The 14,165-nt window shown below is 35.1% G+C and carries 21 protein-coding genes; 12 read left to right on the forward strand and 9 right to left on the reverse strand.

Annotated elements, in window-relative coordinates:
- Window positions 1–212 precede the first annotated feature (212 nt).
- The 11 genes from FLUTA_RS15395 (at window position 213) to FLUTA_RS15430 (ending at window position 6,013) form a co-directional block, all read left to right on the forward strand.
- The gene (locus FLUTA_RS15395; RefSeq protein WP_043023868.1) at window positions 213–455 is read left to right on the forward strand and encodes a hypothetical protein; all 243 of its coding nucleotides are present in this window, start codon (window positions 213–215) and stop codon (window positions 453–455) included.
- Window positions 456–587: 132 nt separating this feature from the next.
- On the forward strand, window positions 588–1,229 hold the full coding sequence (locus tag FLUTA_RS15400; protein ID WP_013687820.1) for a porin family protein: 642 nt from the start codon (window positions 588–590) through the stop codon (window positions 1,227–1,229).
- A 24-nt stretch (window positions 1,230–1,253) separates the two neighbouring features.
- Entirely contained in the window at window positions 1,254–1,415 is a 162-nt protein-coding gene (locus FLUTA_RS21450) for a lmo0937 family membrane protein (RefSeq protein WP_013687821.1), read from the forward strand.
- Window positions 1,416–1,618: 203 nt separating this feature from the next.
- Window positions 1,619–1,771 (forward strand): lmo0937 family membrane protein, encoded by a 153-nt coding sequence (locus tag FLUTA_RS21455; RefSeq protein ID WP_013687822.1) that lies wholly within the window; start codon window positions 1,619–1,621, stop codon window positions 1,769–1,771.
- A 70-nt stretch (window positions 1,772–1,841) separates the two neighbouring features.
- Window positions 1,842–2,069 carry a YtxH domain-containing protein gene (locus tag FLUTA_RS15405; RefSeq protein WP_013687823.1) on the forward strand — a complete coding sequence of 76 codons (228 nt, stop codon included), beginning with the start codon at window positions 1,842–1,844 and terminating at the stop codon, window positions 2,067–2,069.
- Between the two features lie 292 nt (window positions 2,070–2,361).
- Complete coding sequence (locus tag FLUTA_RS15410; protein ID WP_169312094.1) at window positions 2,362–2,829, forward strand: helix-turn-helix domain-containing protein; 468 nt, start codon at window positions 2,362–2,364, stop codon at window positions 2,827–2,829.
- Window positions 2,830–2,876: 47 nt separating this feature from the next.
- The gene (locus FLUTA_RS15415) at window positions 2,877–3,236 is read left to right on the forward strand and encodes a cupin domain-containing protein (protein WP_013687825.1); all 360 of its coding nucleotides are present in this window, start codon (window positions 2,877–2,879) and stop codon (window positions 3,234–3,236) included.
- Window positions 3,237–3,296: 60 nt separating this feature from the next.
- On the forward strand, window positions 3,297–3,857 hold the full coding sequence (locus tag FLUTA_RS15420) for a helix-turn-helix domain-containing protein (protein ID WP_013687826.1): 561 nt from the start codon (window positions 3,297–3,299) through the stop codon (window positions 3,855–3,857).
- 585 nt (window positions 3,858–4,442) lie between these two features.
- Complete coding sequence (locus tag FLUTA_RS15425; RefSeq protein WP_013687827.1) at window positions 4,443–4,892, forward strand: sll1863 family stress response protein; 450 nt, start codon at window positions 4,443–4,445, stop codon at window positions 4,890–4,892.
- A gap of 172 nt (window positions 4,893–5,064) precedes the next feature.
- Window positions 5,065–5,217: a lmo0937 family membrane protein gene (locus FLUTA_RS21460; protein WP_013687828.1), complete on the forward strand. Its 153-nt coding sequence runs from the start codon at window positions 5,065–5,067 to the stop codon at window positions 5,215–5,217.
- A 238-nt stretch (window positions 5,218–5,455) separates the two neighbouring features.
- Window positions 5,456–6,013 (forward strand): helix-turn-helix domain-containing protein, encoded by a 558-nt coding sequence (locus FLUTA_RS15430; protein WP_013687829.1) that lies wholly within the window; start codon window positions 5,456–5,458, stop codon window positions 6,011–6,013.
- On the opposite strand, the gene FLUTA_RS15435 is transcribed toward FLUTA_RS15430, so the two are convergent.
- From FLUTA_RS15435 to FLUTA_RS15470, 9 genes are all read right to left on the reverse strand, one after another.
- Window positions 6,010–7,374, reverse strand: coding sequence for an aldehyde dehydrogenase (locus FLUTA_RS15435; RefSeq protein WP_013687830.1), 1,365 nt, complete (start codon window positions 7,372–7,374; stop codon window positions 6,010–6,012). The genes FLUTA_RS15430 and FLUTA_RS15435 overlap by 4 nt on opposite strands.
- Before the next feature lie 45 nt (window positions 7,375–7,419).
- Window positions 7,420–8,355: a hypothetical protein gene (locus FLUTA_RS15440; protein ID WP_148235449.1), complete on the reverse strand. Its 936-nt coding sequence runs from the start codon at window positions 8,353–8,355 to the stop codon at window positions 7,420–7,422.
- A gap of 21 nt (window positions 8,356–8,376) precedes the next feature.
- Entirely contained in the window at window positions 8,377–8,862 is a 486-nt protein-coding gene (locus FLUTA_RS15445) for a hypothetical protein (protein WP_013687832.1), read from the reverse strand.
- A gap of 12 nt (window positions 8,863–8,874) precedes the next feature.
- Window positions 8,875–9,384, reverse strand: a complete 510-nt coding sequence (locus FLUTA_RS15450; protein ID WP_013687833.1) for a hypothetical protein — start codon at window positions 9,382–9,384, stop codon at window positions 8,875–8,877.
- A 79-nt stretch (window positions 9,385–9,463) separates the two neighbouring features.
- The gene (locus FLUTA_RS15455) at window positions 9,464–10,054 is read right to left on the reverse strand and encodes a hypothetical protein (protein ID WP_013687834.1); all 591 of its coding nucleotides are present in this window, start codon (window positions 10,052–10,054) and stop codon (window positions 9,464–9,466) included.
- Window positions 10,055–10,057: 3 nt separating this feature from the next.
- Window positions 10,058–10,459: a ketosteroid isomerase-related protein gene (locus tag FLUTA_RS15460; protein WP_013687835.1), complete on the reverse strand. Its 402-nt coding sequence runs from the start codon at window positions 10,457–10,459 to the stop codon at window positions 10,058–10,060.
- Window positions 10,460–10,547: 88 nt separating this feature from the next.
- Window positions 10,548–10,757 carry a Kazal-type serine protease inhibitor family protein gene (locus FLUTA_RS21215; protein WP_013687836.1) on the reverse strand — a complete coding sequence of 70 codons (210 nt, stop codon included), beginning with the start codon at window positions 10,755–10,757 and terminating at the stop codon, window positions 10,548–10,550.
- 11 nt (window positions 10,758–10,768) lie between these two features.
- A complete protein-coding gene (locus tag FLUTA_RS15465; RefSeq protein ID WP_013687837.1) occupies window positions 10,769–11,671 on the reverse strand; it encodes a M28 family peptidase in 903 nt (300 codons plus the stop codon).
- Between the two features lie 166 nt (window positions 11,672–11,837).
- Window positions 11,838–12,167, reverse strand: coding sequence for a hypothetical protein (locus FLUTA_RS15470; protein ID WP_043023872.1), 330 nt, complete (start codon window positions 12,165–12,167; stop codon window positions 11,838–11,840).
- Window positions 12,168–12,416: 249 nt separating this feature from the next.
- On the opposite strand from FLUTA_RS15470, the gene FLUTA_RS15475 reads away from it, so the two are divergent.
- Entirely contained in the window at window positions 12,417–14,162 is a 1,746-nt protein-coding gene (locus tag FLUTA_RS15475) for a S8 family peptidase (protein ID WP_169312095.1), read from the forward strand.
- Window positions 14,163–14,165 lie beyond the last annotated feature (3 nt).

Below are 14,165 nucleotides of genomic sequence, written 5' to 3' on the forward strand. Positions count from 1 at the left end.
GAATAATTGTTCTGAGAATTGGAGAGTGGAGGAAGGAGTAATGTAAGAGTTACTCCTTTTTTAGTAATAAAAATTTTAATGCTAACAGAAAAATTGAGATTTAGAACCAACAAGTGATCAGATAAAGGATAACTAAAAAAAAAAAGATGGGAAATTCAATCAGTAAAAGTGAATTAAATTGGTTTCAGTTATTTTTGAATCGACTCAAAATAATGTCTAGAAGCAAGCGTAAAAGAGCAGAAGTTCATCAGCAAGAAACGATGAAAATCATGGATCGAATTTCAGAAATTAAAAACAAACATCCAGAATTGATTAAGTACTTAAATGAAATGCCACAATTTCCTACAAGTGCCAATGATTCTGAAATTCGATTGAAAGATTTGATGCAGTATCACAATTCTTTGTTGGAGCTATTGGAGAAGTATGAATTGGAATCGAGCACTCATTCTGAATAAATCGAATCACGAGTAAAAGAAGGCTTAAAACAGTGATTCATGTAACAAATCGAATCTATTGTGTAATGCTTTCAAGAGGAAATGAGTGCAACTTTGTTGAGTGAAAATTCTTTCACAAATAAATTCATTTAAATGAATAAAATACTATTTTTTGCAGCAATATTCGGTGGAATTTCAGCTAATGTTTCTGCACAAGAAGATTCAAAATGGGATCGTCGCGAGAAGTTTACAATTGGTGTGAAAGCAGGTGCAAATTTATCAAACGTGTGGGATTCAGAAGGTGAAGATTTTGATGCGGATGCAAAATTAGGATTCGCAGGAGGTGTTTTTGTGGGGATTCCAATTGGGAAATTTATTGGAGTGCAACCTGAGATTCTCTTTTCTCAAAAAGGATTTAGAGCATCAGGAACATTACTTGGAACCTCTTATTCTTATACAAAAACAACCAGTTACTTGGATGTGCCGTTGCTATTTCAAGTAAAACCATTGAGCTTCCTAACGATGCTTGTTGGCCCTCAGTTTGCTTTTCAGGTAAGTGAAAGAAACGTATACACGTTTGGAAGTAATAGCTCTGCACAGCAAGAAGAGTTTGAAAACGATAATATTCGTAAAAACACATTGGGTATTAATGTGGGATTTGATATTAACATTTCTCATGTAGTTGTTTCTGGAAGAGCCTGTTGGGATCTTCAAAATAACAGAGGTGATGGAACTTCGACAACTCCTCGCTATAGAAATCAATTTGTGCAACTTACAATTGGATTTAAGCTTTAATAGCCCTTTTAACCCTGAGTAAAGGTGAAAGGTATACTAAGCACATTGGCCATTCTTATAGTTATTGGTTGGGCAATTGGGTATTTCCGATATCATGTGGAAGGTTTCTTCTTTCACCTCACGTTAGTGGTTGCATTGGTGTCACTTTTTTTACAATTTCTTCCAACCAAAATTACTGGCAAATGATTGCGCTTTCAGAAGCTTTTGATGAGGTTGGAAGTTGTTTAGTAGCCACTTAAAATTTTCAGTAATACATTCAATTCGTGTTTAGTTATTCAGGAAGAATCATTCTGAAATCTGTGATTTATGTAACTTATTACGGTCAATCTGTAATACTTGCGATGTAAAATAATTACAACTTTAAATTTAGAATATTAAATCAGAGTAGCATGAGTGGTATATTAAACATACTGATAGTTGTATTGGTAGTGGGATGGTTGATCGGATTCTTTGCATTCCAAGTTGGTGGATTGCTTCATTTGCTTTTAGGGCTTGCATTAATTGCACTTGTTTTACGTCTTCTTCCAGTTAATCGAAAGTAATACAAGGTAACTCCTCCTTTCAAATTAGGACTTCATCTTTTTAATTTTAGTCATAAAAAAAATAGATAAAATGGTTGAAAAAGACAAAAATAACCAGAAAAAGACGGGTTCAAGCGCTACTGGAAAAGTAGTGGGAGCTTTGGTTGCGGGAGCGGCTGTTGGAGTGGCTGTTGGAATTTTGACTGCGCCCAAAAAGGGAAGTAAAACCAGAGCTAAGATTTTGGATGATGCGAAGGATTTGGCAAGCACGCTAAAGACAAAAGCAGCAGAATTTAAGGAAAAAGGGAACAAGGAATAACCTTTTCCAGGAGTTAAAACGTTAAGACATAGACCATTCAACAATACGTATTGTTGAATGGTTTTGCTTTTGGTTTACTTTTCAATGTGATTGGATTTAATTTATTGAAAATCAATTCAAAACAATCAGTAAAATAGCTAGGAACGGCGGTAAATTGTCGTAACTTCACACGTATTCAATAAGAACCAATTTGAAAATTTATATAAAGTATATGGTCAGTATCCGCTGCAAAAAATTGGTGGGTACAGAACTGAAAAAGTTGGGGGTAGTGATGCCTAAAATTAATCAGGGCATGGTTGAATTTCAAGAAGAATTATCCACAGAACAGAAATCGCAATTTAAGGAACGCATTTTGAAATTTGGATTTGAAGTTTTGGACCCTGCCAATAGTCAGTTGTTGGATCGGATTTCAGCAATGATTGTGGAGTTGATCTATAAGCATACGGAAATGCCAAGAGGGGATTATCCAGTCTATTTGATTGATAAATTGAAATTCGATTATTCGGAGATCACTAATTTGTTTTCTGAAGTTCACGGGATTAATTTACCTCAATACATTACGATACAGCAAGTGGAGCGTATCAAGGAAATGCTTTTGTATGAAGATTTGAAAGTAAAGGAGATTGCTGTATTGCTTCATTATCGGAATGGGGCACAGTTAACAAGAACATTTAAAAAGATTACAGGCTTGACTCCCTTTTATTTCAAAAAACTAAAGGAAAAACGGTTGGAAGTTCGGACAGAAAATAAATCTGAATGAAAAACGTGCTGGTGTATTTTCATCAGTTACTTTAAAGATAAATCATTATGAAAAGCACTACAGACGGTAAAGAATTAGAAAAAGCAAAATCTCATATTATCGTCGAAATTATTCACTATGTACCCAATGCTGTTTTGAGTAAAACCATTCTTAAAAAGACTACAGGGAATGTGACTGTTTCTTCATTTGATGCAGGTGAAGAGTTGGAAGAAAAGCATTCACCATTCGATACCTATGTGCAAATAATTGATGGTTCTGCTGAACTTATTATTGATGACAGTCCATTCACATTGAAACTAGGGGAGGGAATTATTATTCCAGCTCACACAAGACACAAATTCAATGCCAACGAACAGTTCAAAATGATCAGTACCACTATAAAAAGCGGTTATGAAAATGAAAACTGAGACTGACTTTTGCATATTTCTTGATTACTAATTATTGATTGTTATTAAATCCCTTATGATTTGAAATTGTACATCAAATACATGGTAAGTCTTCGCTGTAAAATGGTGGTGAAGGATGAATTGGCTATGTTGGGACTGCATACTATCGCTGTGGATCTGGGAATGGTTGAAATCGTGGAAGAAATTTCAATAGAAGATCGTGAGGCCTTGAGAGTGAGTTTGTTGAGGTCTGGATTGGAGCTTCTGGAAGATAAAAGGAGTATTTTAATCGAGCAGATAAAAGGGGTTATTGTTGAAATGATCCATTACTCCGATAAAACTCCGAAAGTGAATTACTCGGAATATATCAGTGAGAAGCTAAAGTACGATTACACGTATCTTTCCAACGTATTTTCAGAAGTGAAAGGGATTACAATCCAACAATTCATCATTATCAATAAGATCGAACGGGTCAAGGAACTTTTGCTCTATGATGAATTAAATCTGACTGAAATATCCTACAAACTCAATTACAGCAGTGTTGCACATTTATCCAATCAATTCAAGAAAATCACAGGACTTTCTCCTTCATTTTACAAACAAATGAAACAGAAAAGAAACAGTAATTTAGAGAATATCTAATTAGATGAGTTTGGAATAAGAATTCTTGTTTCGAACTCACATTAACTTAAGAATTTAGATGTGATTCAATTTCTTCCTGTGAAAGCAAGTAGAAAATTTCTTCCTCTAAGGCTGATTTTTTAATCTGATTTTCGATTGTTAGCCGAGCATTAAATAACTCATAGTCGATTCAGCACCTTGATTGAGATTCACATTCTCACGCTCTAGGCCATCGTAACATCCACCAGTGCAAGGATTTTGGATAATTCCGTTGCAACAGCTTCGCTATTTTTTGCGGTTAATCCAATACTGATTTTCATTTCGTCGTTATTGACTTCCATTTTCTTGTTTTTTTAACGATTTACAATAGTTGAAAATTACAGATCTTTTAACCGCTGATTGTTATACAATTAATCGGGTTTATTACACTTTTCACAGATTTATAAAAAGATTTAAAATGCTTTTTTATAGGTATTTGACTTCTTTTTTTTAGTTGAAACCTGTAATTTATGTAATAATTCCTCGAATTTTTGTAAAACATTTTTAATTCTTGAAGCACATCTTTGTTAGAGTGGAAATGAATTCACACCTTAAAAAATAGAAATCATGAAAAAGAAAATAATTTACCGAATCCTTTTTTCGCTATTAGTTGTTATTGTAGCGAGTTGTACGGAATCTGAATCAGACACAGATAAGATTGACAAGGCCGTTGAAGATGTGCATGAAGCAAAGCAGGACTTGGACCGAAAAACAGCTGAATTAGCAGTTGAAGTAGAAGCTTATCGAGAATCTATGCAAAGAAATCTTGAAAAAAACAGAATGGAAATTGCTAGATTGAAAGATGAGAAGATTCAATCAGCACAAGCCAATGTAATCCGAGTTAGAAATGAGAAAATTGCTCAATTGGAGCAACGCAATGATGAATTGGAAGCTCGTATGAAAGAATTCAATAGTGATTCTAAAGAAAATTGGGAAGCATTTAAAAGAGAATTCAAAAATGATATGGATGAGCTTGGTGATGCGTTCCGAGATATCGGAAAAGACAATGTAAAGTAATCCAAAGAACTGAATAATGGGATGTTTTTTCCAAGTTGTTGGGGAATAAATTAACAGGGATATCCCTAGGATGGATAGGAGAGGAGGATTGAATTGGTTTCTCCTCTTTCATCCAATTCGATATCTGTTTGCAAAGAGCATCAGATTATAAGTTACACTAAAACAAACAATCATGAGAGCGATATTAAGCACGATAGCAATTATAGTTATTATAGGATGGGCAATTGGATATTTTGGATACCATACAGGAGGTCTTTTCCATTTGATTCTAGTAATCGCATTGATAGCAATTGTTATTCAGTTAATTCCAGGTAGGAGAAGCTAGCTAGAATCAAAGTTATTAATTGATGAATCCCATTCAATAAGCGGTCTTATTGAATGGGATTTTTTTGTTATTTGAAGGATATTCTGAAAATGTCAATCTATGTTAAATAACACCTTCATTTGTTTAATGAGCGCGATTTATTTGTAATTTATTGAAGAATCCGCACTGAAAACTTAAACTTTTAAGATTTAACGATAGCCGAATAGGTAACAAGATGTCGCATTAAAAATTAGAAGTTATGAAACTATTTATCAAATACATGGTCAGTCAACGTTGCAAGATATTTGTAAAAGAAGAACTTGTAAAGTTAGGTTTACGAACAACTAAAATCGATTTAGGAGTGGTTGAAATCAGAGAGAGTCTTTCTGATGAAACTAGAGAAACATTGCGAGTTAATTTATTGAATTCGGGTCTAGAGCTTCTGGAGGATAAAACAAGTATTCTAATCGAACGCATCAAAAATGTGGTGATTGAAATGGTTCATTACCTCGAGGAAATTCCTGGAATGAATTATTCCGAATACATCAGTGATAAGCTTCAATCTAATTACACCTATTTGTCCAATACGTTTTCCAAAGAACAGGGTATTACATTACAAGATTATATTATTCGAAACAAAATTGAGCGTGCAAAGGAACTGATGCTTTATGATGAATTGAATTTGACAGAAATCTCTTATAAACTAAACTATAGTAGCGTGGCTCACTTTTCCAATCAATTCAAAAAAATAACAGGCTTTACACCGTCTAGTTACAAGCAGTTGGAATACAAAAGAAGCGCTTTGGAAAGTATTTAGCGAATTCCCATGAGTCGCTTTATCCAGTTCAATTTCCCTTCAGAATAAGGAGAATACTTTAATTTTGTTTCAAACCAATTTCCCTTTTCTAAAATGCTTTTGTAGTGCGAAAAAGTCTTAAATCCCGCTTCTCCATGATAAGAACCTGTTCCACTATTTCCAACGCCACCAAATGGCAAGCGACTATTCGCAATGTGCATGATGGCTTCATTGACAGCACCGCCACCAAAGGAGAGTTCGTTTAAAAGCTTGTTTTTGAGTTGTGAATCATTGGTGAAAATATAGCATGAAAGTGGTTTTTCACGCTTCTTTACTTCCAAAATAGCTTCGTTTAAGGAATCATAAGTCAAAACGGGTAGAATAGGGCCGAAAATTTCTTCTTGCATAATTGCATCATCAAATGAAACGTTGTGCATCAAAGTGGGCTCGATAAAGCGGGTTGTTTCATCGACTTTTCCTCCTGAATAAATTTTTTCGGGATCGATTAAACGCGATAAACGTTCCACATTTCGGGAATTGATGATTTGCACATAGTTTCCATTTTCGACCGAATACTTTGCTTGTTCAATTTCAGCTTTAGCCAAACGCAAAAATTCGTCTTTGAGTGATTTTGGAAGTAAAATATAATCGGGAGCAATACACGTTTGACCAGCATTGAGAAACTTTGCCCAAATCAATCGTTTTATTCCCATTTTCAGGTTTGCACCTTCAGTAAAAATGGCTGGACTTTTACCCCCTAATTCTAAGGTTACAGGAGTCAGATGTTTCGCAGCAGCTTGGTAAACAACTCTTCCAACGGTTGGACTTCCTGTAAAGAAAATTTTATCAAAACGTTGTTCTAGTAAAGCGGTAGTTTCATCTATTCCGCCTTCTACAACGTGAAAAAAAGCTGCATCAAAGTGAGTATTGATCAATTCTGCCATCAATTTACTCGTGTTTGAAGGCAATTCACTGGGTTTGAGAATGACGGTGTTTCCAGCGGCAATGGCAGCAATAGCAGGAGCAAATGACAATTGGTAGGGATAATTCCATGCGCCAATAATCAAAGAAACTCCCAATGGTTCAGGGATAATGTAGCTTTTAGCAGGGAAATTCACCCAATTCGTCCCCACACGCTTGCGTTTGGACCAAGATTTCAGTTTTTTGCAAGCTTCATCAATATCTAGATAAACCAATCCAAATTCATTCGTGAAAGTCTCAAAAGGAGATTTCTTAAAATCAGCGTAAATAGCCTTGTCTAAAAGATTTTGATTGGAAATAAGAAGTGTTTTGAGCTTCTGTAGCTGCTCAATCCGAAAAGAGATGCTTTTCGTTTGATTGGAATTGAAAAAGTGTCGTTGTTTTTCCAGAATTTCTTTCATGAGAGTAAGATAGTAGAAAAAGCAGACAATCAAATTAAATATCTCTCAATAATACTCAATAAATCGTTCTACAATGTAGTATTTCTCATTACTGTTAATCGTTTTTCGAATCCAATTTCCAGTTTTATCAAATTCATAGGTGCACAGCTCTAAAACAGCGATTACTCCATCAGAATCTACTTCAACGGTTTTAACAATGTTTCCATTTTCAAATGTGTCGTCAATAGATCCATCTGGTTTTCCATCTTCGTAATCAATCCAGCGCTCTAGGATTTTCGCTTTGTTTTTGTAGTTAAAAGTGGTGACTTCGGCAATGCCTTCTTTGTTGTCTTTCCATTCTTCCTTGATCAATTGTTGATTTTCGTTGTATTTGTATTGATGAGTTTCGGTATAATCTCCCTTTGTAAATTCACTTAAAATCAGGTTTTTTAAAGTGTCGTATTGAAATGTTTCGATACTGACTCCTGATAGATCTCCAAAGGATTCTGTTTTAATCAATAAATTCAGTGAATCATAGTAGTAAATGTAGTTCGTAGTCGCTTCTGTTTTTGAATCGGATTTCGAATTGTTTCCAACAGGGCGATTTTCTTTTTGAGAGGAAGCAATTCTATTGAGTGAATCGTAGTTAAAATGATGCGTGAAAAGAAACCGATTTACACAAATAATCCTGTTTAAACTGTCGTATTTGATCGAATAAACAGCTTCTTTTTTAGATGCTTCAACTTTATTCTCCAAAATTAGATTTCCTAAGGTATCAAAGAAAGATTCAGAATCATTTTCGAATTCGTATTGCCAGCCTTTAGTTGATTTTGTAATTCCTGTTGTTCCTTTTTTGGCATTGTAAGAAATTTCCTGCACGGTTTTTACTTTCCCCAAAAGCCCCAAAGTATTCAGATTCTCTGCTTCGATAATAGATTGCTGAGAATAGACTTCGTTGAAGGGAATACCCAAAAGAAGTATGAGAAGTAATTTGTGTATCACGTTATTGTTCAAGGAATGAATTTAAGGTTTAAATATGTGATTACTTTGCTTTTCACGATACTTTGAAAGGAAGAACGTAGGTTTCTTTGTGTTATTGGAACTAATCTTAAAATTTCCATTTAAAGTGAGAACAGAGCCTTTTAAGATAAACCCATAAGGCATTGCTACTTTACCTGTCATTCCTAAGATGAAAAGACTGTCTTTTTTTACCTTCCAGAAACCAATCTCGCGACTTTTTGTTGAATTTGAATCGATTTCCATGGTAGCGCAAACATTCGATTTTTTGAAATGAAATGCTTGAATGATGGTGTCTTTTGGTACGCGTTGAGTAACGAGATTATCTTCTGCAACAGAATCAATTTTCCACATTCCGGTCACTAATTTTTCCAATTCCTTTTTGGTTTTGGTCTCATTTTCTGAGATTTGATTTTTGTTCGATGGGTTACACGCAGAGATGATGATGCTCAAAGCGAGTAAAATGAGACTTTTAGTAAGTTGAGTTTTCATAATTTAGAATTGTTAATGAATAGTAAACCATTTTTCTTTAATCTCTTTTATTTCGTCTACGACTATTGTTCCATAGATAAAAAAATCACCATCAAGTAAGAATTTGGAAGGTTTGAATGATTCAATACTATTCCAAAAATCGATTGAGTTTAATTTTATTGCTGGATTAGCTAGCAAATTCTCTGGATTTAAGGAAAATCCCTGATGATTTACAAAGGTATCCATATCATTGACTTCAGTCGGTTTGTCAAAAAGTAACCATTGATCGTAATTGTCATAAATTGGGACTTCTAATTCTTGATGATTTACTTTATCAAAGTAAGCGACATCATTTTTGAAATACCAACCCCTTTGTATTTCTTCATCTGTTCGTACAAATGGTCCACTATCAAAGCAAATAATTGCTAAATGCTTGTCCACTATAAACTGGGAAAAATCCTGAATAAAATGGTTGATTGTTTTGTCTCCAGATAAAACTTCAATCCAATGATAATCATTCTGAGATCCTGTGGTAAATGTCATAAATTTGGGTTTTCGGTATGTTTTTTCCAATCTTCGAGCGATTGATGCTGTGTGATTGGATATTGTGCTAAAGCAATTGTTACTTCCATTCTTTTGTCCAAAATAGGAGTTCTTTTTCTGTTTCTTCTCTTTCGTTTCTGTCTAACCAAGACATTTTGCAGCTAAAATCTTGTTTTGTGTATCCGCGTTTGATCCAAAAAGCATCGTTTGGTCGATAATCCACGGGTCTTAAGGGATGATTTTCCGAACGAATAACGGAGCAAAAAGCAGTTGTTTTAAATCCGTTTTCCAATGCGTGTTTTTCGCGGACATCGAAGAATAAATGACCCAAACCACGACTTCTGTATTCCGCTAAGAGAATACTTTCTCCGAAATAGAATATTTCATCTAGGTTTAATCCTCGGTCAATAAATGGCTGTTGAATTTCTGTTGATTCTGCTGTTAATGGTATTCCGGTTGTAGCTCCAACTGGTTTTTCACCGTCAAAAACTCCAAAAGCAATACTTCGCGAATTCTTACTGTAGATTTGTAAATAGGCTTGTTCGTATTCCAAAGAACCTTCGTACAAATAAGGAAAATCATAGAAAACGGAAATCCGCAATTGACCCAAGGAGGGAATCAATGGGAGAATGTCTTTACCAGTTGCTAATTGATAGGTTAACTGATCCACGGCTTATTTTGAAACCAATTCAATCCACAACTCCAAGTTGTAGTAAGTGGTTACTCTTGTTATTTTTCCGTTTTTGACATCTAAAAACGCAGCTGCAGGAAGAACGTAGTTTTGACCGTTAGCTGGAGGTAATCCTGGCTCTGCTTGTTTGTACGTTCCGTGAACGACAAATTCTGCAGCTATTCGACCTTCAGTAGTTGATGAGAAAAGAACGATGTCTTTCAGCGTTTCTGCATAACTTGCATCCATGTGTTGCATGAAATCGGTAAACAACGCTTTACCAATACGTGTTTTCCCTTGATTGGGCTCATGCGTAATATTTTCGTCGACAAGCGCTAACATTTCGGACCAATTACGAGCGTTAAATGCGTCGTAGTAATTTTTCACTGTTTCTAGAGAAGTCATTTTTTTAATTTAAAATGAAGGAATTATCAATTATCAAGCCTTATTCACGAATCAATTCTTGATAATTAAACCATTCTTAATTAATCATTTACTGAGGGCATTCTCCCTTTACAAATTTTGTAATTCCATGACACTGTGCGGTGCATGCATTGGAATACGTTTTTTGATTGCAGCCGCAAACTGGATCATATTCCATGGTGCAGATACAATCATCTTTTACTTTTTCTGTGCAATCTTCTTTGTTACATCCATTTGATGAGCTAACGGCTAAAATTGAAGCGAATATCAATAGTTTCATAATCGATGAATTTAAGCTAAGATACTTAAAAATATTCCGTCAATAACTTGTGCCATCTTGGAAATGTTTAGAGTTCCCATCTCATCTGTTTTTTGATGGTAATTCTTGTTTCTGTAAAATGCAGTATCTGTTACCATACAAGCGCTAAATCCCATTTTCCAATAGTTCAGATGGTCTGAGAAATCGATTCCAGTTAGTGATTTTGGTCCGTTGAATTTTTTGACTGGAAGTTGTGTGAAATAATCCATCTTTTTAGTGAATTTTCGGGATCCCTTTCCTTTACCAAATTTATTGACAACGGTGATGTAGTTTCCACGTGAACCGTAAAAAAGCTTCAAAAATCCAATTGGATAATCCTGTGTGCGTTTGGCTTCGTTGAAATAACCAATCATTTCCAAACAAACCATTCCAACTAGTTCGGTATTCGAGTCTTTGAGTGATTTGGCATGAACAAAACTTCCCATATATTCCGTTCTAAAATAAGGAGGTTCTTCTAAGGTGTAAGCAACAAGTTCAATACATTTATTTACCGATTTTCCTTTTAGAAGTCGTGCCAATTCTAATAATCCAACAATTCCAGAAGCATTGTCGTCCGCACCTTCCTGATTGCCACAAACATCGTAATGAGCTCCGATGACGAGCTTTTTAGCCTCTTTTTGATTGAAGCGCGCAATGACGTTTTTATAAGTCAAACCGCGAACTTGGTAGCTTTGATAGAAAACGGTATCTGCATATTCTTGGAAATCATTGAAAATGAAATCCGCACACAAATTCAACTGATCGATATTTTGATAATTCCGTGGTTTTGGAGTTTTTGTAAGAACGGTTAGAAGTTCTTTGATACGGATTGTATCGGCCTGACTATAGCTAATACTACTCAATAGAAATATGCTAAGTAAAGTAAAGAATTTCATAGTTTCTCGGATGAGATGGATAGTACAATTGGAAATATAAAAAGTTTAAATCTTCCTAATCCAGAAATAACCTGAAGTTCGGGTTTTGTTGATTGAATGGTAATTTTTCATGACTAATTTTCATTCTCGGGCGTAATATTGCGGAATTACGTCTGAATTACTGTTTTCATTTTAGAATTCCAAAATCCACATGATAATGATCATCGTGTAAGCTGTCAATTAGTTCACTCAAGTTAGCAGCAAAATAAATACCACTAGCCTTTAGTTTTTTGCGGTATTCGCTTGCAAACAAATCATCCTTCAACGCAATTTTTAAAATGACTTTTTCAATTTTTAGTCCATTCTTTTTTGCTTGAGTATTCAATTCTAAAAGGTGTTGAGCCATCAAATTGAAATCAATGGAGTAAGAAGTGTCTTCTTTTCCAATTTTTAACATACTTCGAGATTTCAGGATGATATTTTTGCATAATTCAGCCAAAAAGAATAGTTTAGCCATTATTCACTGAATTATTACACTATGAAAAACATTTATTTATCTCTCTGTGCTCTATTTGGGTTCAGTTTTTTAGGCTTATCTCAAAACCTAGACAGTGTGTCTTATCCCAATGGAGACGGAACATTAAGTTGATGGTACATTCAAAAAGATGTTATTCTTTTTCAATGCCAAAACGGTTCAGAATACTCTGGTTATCTTGATACATTTGTTGTTGACGATATGAACTATTATTACAATGAAGCCGCTAAAATGAACGAGTTACTATTGAATAGCAATGCCACATACACTGATTTATTAGCCTTAAAAGATTCAATTATTGCATCTGGTCAATTACGAATGTTTGCGCCTGTTTTGACAAAATACCCTTACAATGCAAATGTGCAACAAAGGTATTACCGCACAGATGATCAATTATTGATTACTTTTCATGATCCTCTTATAGATTCAGCAACTATAGCAAGTTTTGCCAATGAGTATCAATTGAAACTAGTGCATAAACCATCTACTTTGCTAAATAATTCCGTAAGTTGGGGGTATATTTTTAAGTTAGATGCAAAACCAGATACTATTTTGAATACGATTATCATGGCAAATGTCATTGCAACCTATGAATCAGCATTGGTGAAATACGTAACTCCCAATATTATTGGAGGTGACTTCTTAGACTGTGGGGTTGTATCAGAAATGAATACTTCTACAGGAGGAATTAGTGGTACATGGCATATCCGCAACGAAGGACAAGTTATTTGGAACGGACAATCTGGTGTCAATGATGCCGATGCCGATATTTGTGAATGCTGGGGAGCTGGGTTTACTGGTGATGGAGTTAAAATTGGGGTGATCGATGAAGGAGGGTTTGAATCAAGCCATCCAGATATAAAACCTTTTGGGGCAGGGTTTAATGCCACTTTACCTCTAAATACATATCCTCCTTCTGGTACTGATTTTTACAGTGATTATTCAGGACATGGGATGGCAGTTTCTGGAGTCATTGGAGCTACACCAAACAACACCTCCTTGGGTGAACGTTGGGCTGCTGGTGTGGCTTATGATGCCACGTTGCATCCATACCTTGTTAATCTTTCCGCAACGCAGGTTTTGGAAGCGCTTCAAGCCGCGAACGAAATGGGAATGGATGTGGTAAACATGAGTTTTCGAATTCCATTTGATGCAAATATAAATAATCATATTACAAATTCATTGACCACTACTCGATTTGTTAATGGTCAATACAGAGGTGTTATTTTTGTCGCTGCAACTGGTAATGACAATTTGCAAGCGAGTAATTTTCCTGCAAATCATCCGGGTGTTATTGGTGTGGGGATGACTAACCCCGAAGATTATCGTTCGAATTACGATCTAGTAAATACTTGGACAACTAATCCAAATAAGGGTTCAACCTATGGACCTCCTAGTTTTAATTACGATGTGGTTGCTCCAGGAGAAATTATTATGACCTTAGATTTAAAAGGGGCTAATGGATTTGATGCAGGAGATTATATTGTTCCGCTTGCTGGAACCTCCTTTTCAACACCCATTGTTTCTGGGATAGCAAGTATTCTTCTTCAAAAGAATCCAAATTTAACGTACGCTGAAGTGAAAAACTTGATTCGAAATGGGGCTGATAAAGTGAGACCATCGACGTATAATTATTCCATGTATCCTGGAACTCCTGGATATAATAATGAAATGTTTTATGGACGTGTTAGTTGTATTAATTCTCTCAATCAGGTGCTGGGAATTAATGAGAACAGCCTTCAAAAATTAACAGTACAAAGTTTCACAAATTATAACTACGTATTGGTTTTACCAGAGTTTAAGGAGAATCAACGGGTAACCATTGTAAATGCCTTGGGACAAACTGTCTGGGAAGAAAGTGTTGTAGAGAGTAAATATGGTGTTGAATTTTCGATGGAAAAATTTTCAAGTGGGTTGTATCTCTTGAATCTGTATGAAAATGAGGTGCTTCTAGGAAATTTTAAGTTAATTAAATAGAGA

This window comes from Fluviicola taffensis DSM 16823, from assembly GCF_000194605.1.
Classification (GTDB): domain Bacteria; phylum Bacteroidota; class Bacteroidia; order Flavobacteriales_D; family Crocinitomicaceae; genus Fluviicola; species Fluviicola taffensis.

Bases quoted from the DNA above. Each gene is read 5' to 3' on its own strand.
- FLUTA_RS21455 (WP_013687822.1), top strand. From the start codon at position 1,619: ATGAGTGGTATATTAAACATACTGATAGTTGTATTGGTAGTGGGATGG.
- FLUTA_RS15475 (WP_169312095.1), top strand. From the start codon at position 12,417: ATGAACGAGTTACTATTGAATAGCAATGCCACATACACTGATTTATTA.
- FLUTA_RS15460 (WP_013687835.1), bottom strand. From the start codon at position 10,459: ATGACTTCTCTAGAAACAGTGAAAAATTACTACGACGCATTTAACGCT.
- FLUTA_RS15400 (WP_013687820.1), top strand. From the start codon at position 588: ATGAATAAAATACTATTTTTTGCAGCAATATTCGGTGGAATTTCAGCT.
- FLUTA_RS15465 (WP_013687837.1), bottom strand. From the start codon at position 11,671: ATGAAATTCTTTACTTTACTTAGCATATTTCTATTGAGTAGTATTAGC.
- FLUTA_RS15395 (WP_043023868.1), top strand. From the start codon at position 213: ATGTCTAGAAGCAAGCGTAAAAGAGCAGAAGTTCATCAGCAAGAAACG.
- FLUTA_RS15425 (WP_013687827.1), top strand. From the start codon at position 4,443: ATGAAAAAGAAAATAATTTACCGAATCCTTTTTTCGCTATTAGTTGTT.
- FLUTA_RS21460 (WP_013687828.1), top strand. From the start codon at position 5,065: ATGAGAGCGATATTAAGCACGATAGCAATTATAGTTATTATAGGATGG.
- FLUTA_RS15430 (WP_013687829.1), top strand. From the start codon at position 5,456: ATGAAACTATTTATCAAATACATGGTCAGTCAACGTTGCAAGATATTT.
- FLUTA_RS15415 (WP_013687825.1), top strand. From the start codon at position 2,877: ATGAAAAGCACTACAGACGGTAAAGAATTAGAAAAAGCAAAATCTCAT.
- FLUTA_RS15435 (WP_013687830.1), bottom strand. From the start codon at position 7,374: ATGAAAGAAATTCTGGAAAAACAACGACACTTTTTCAATTCCAATCAA.
- FLUTA_RS15470 (WP_043023872.1), bottom strand. From the start codon at position 12,167: ATGGCTAAACTATTCTTTTTGGCTGAATTATGCAAAAATATCATCCTG.
- FLUTA_RS15445 (WP_013687832.1), bottom strand. From the start codon at position 8,862: ATGAAAACTCAACTTACTAAAAGTCTCATTTTACTCGCTTTGAGCATC.
- FLUTA_RS15405 (WP_013687823.1), top strand. From the start codon at position 1,842: ATGGTTGAAAAAGACAAAAATAACCAGAAAAAGACGGGTTCAAGCGCT.
- FLUTA_RS21215 (WP_013687836.1), bottom strand. From the start codon at position 10,757: ATGAAACTATTGATATTCGCTTCAATTTTAGCCGTTAGCTCATCAAAT.
- FLUTA_RS15410 (WP_169312094.1), top strand. From the start codon at position 2,362: ATGGTTGAATTTCAAGAAGAATTATCCACAGAACAGAAATCGCAATTT.
- FLUTA_RS15450 (WP_013687833.1), bottom strand. From the start codon at position 9,384: ATGACATTTACCACAGGATCTCAGAATGATTATCATTGGATTGAAGTT.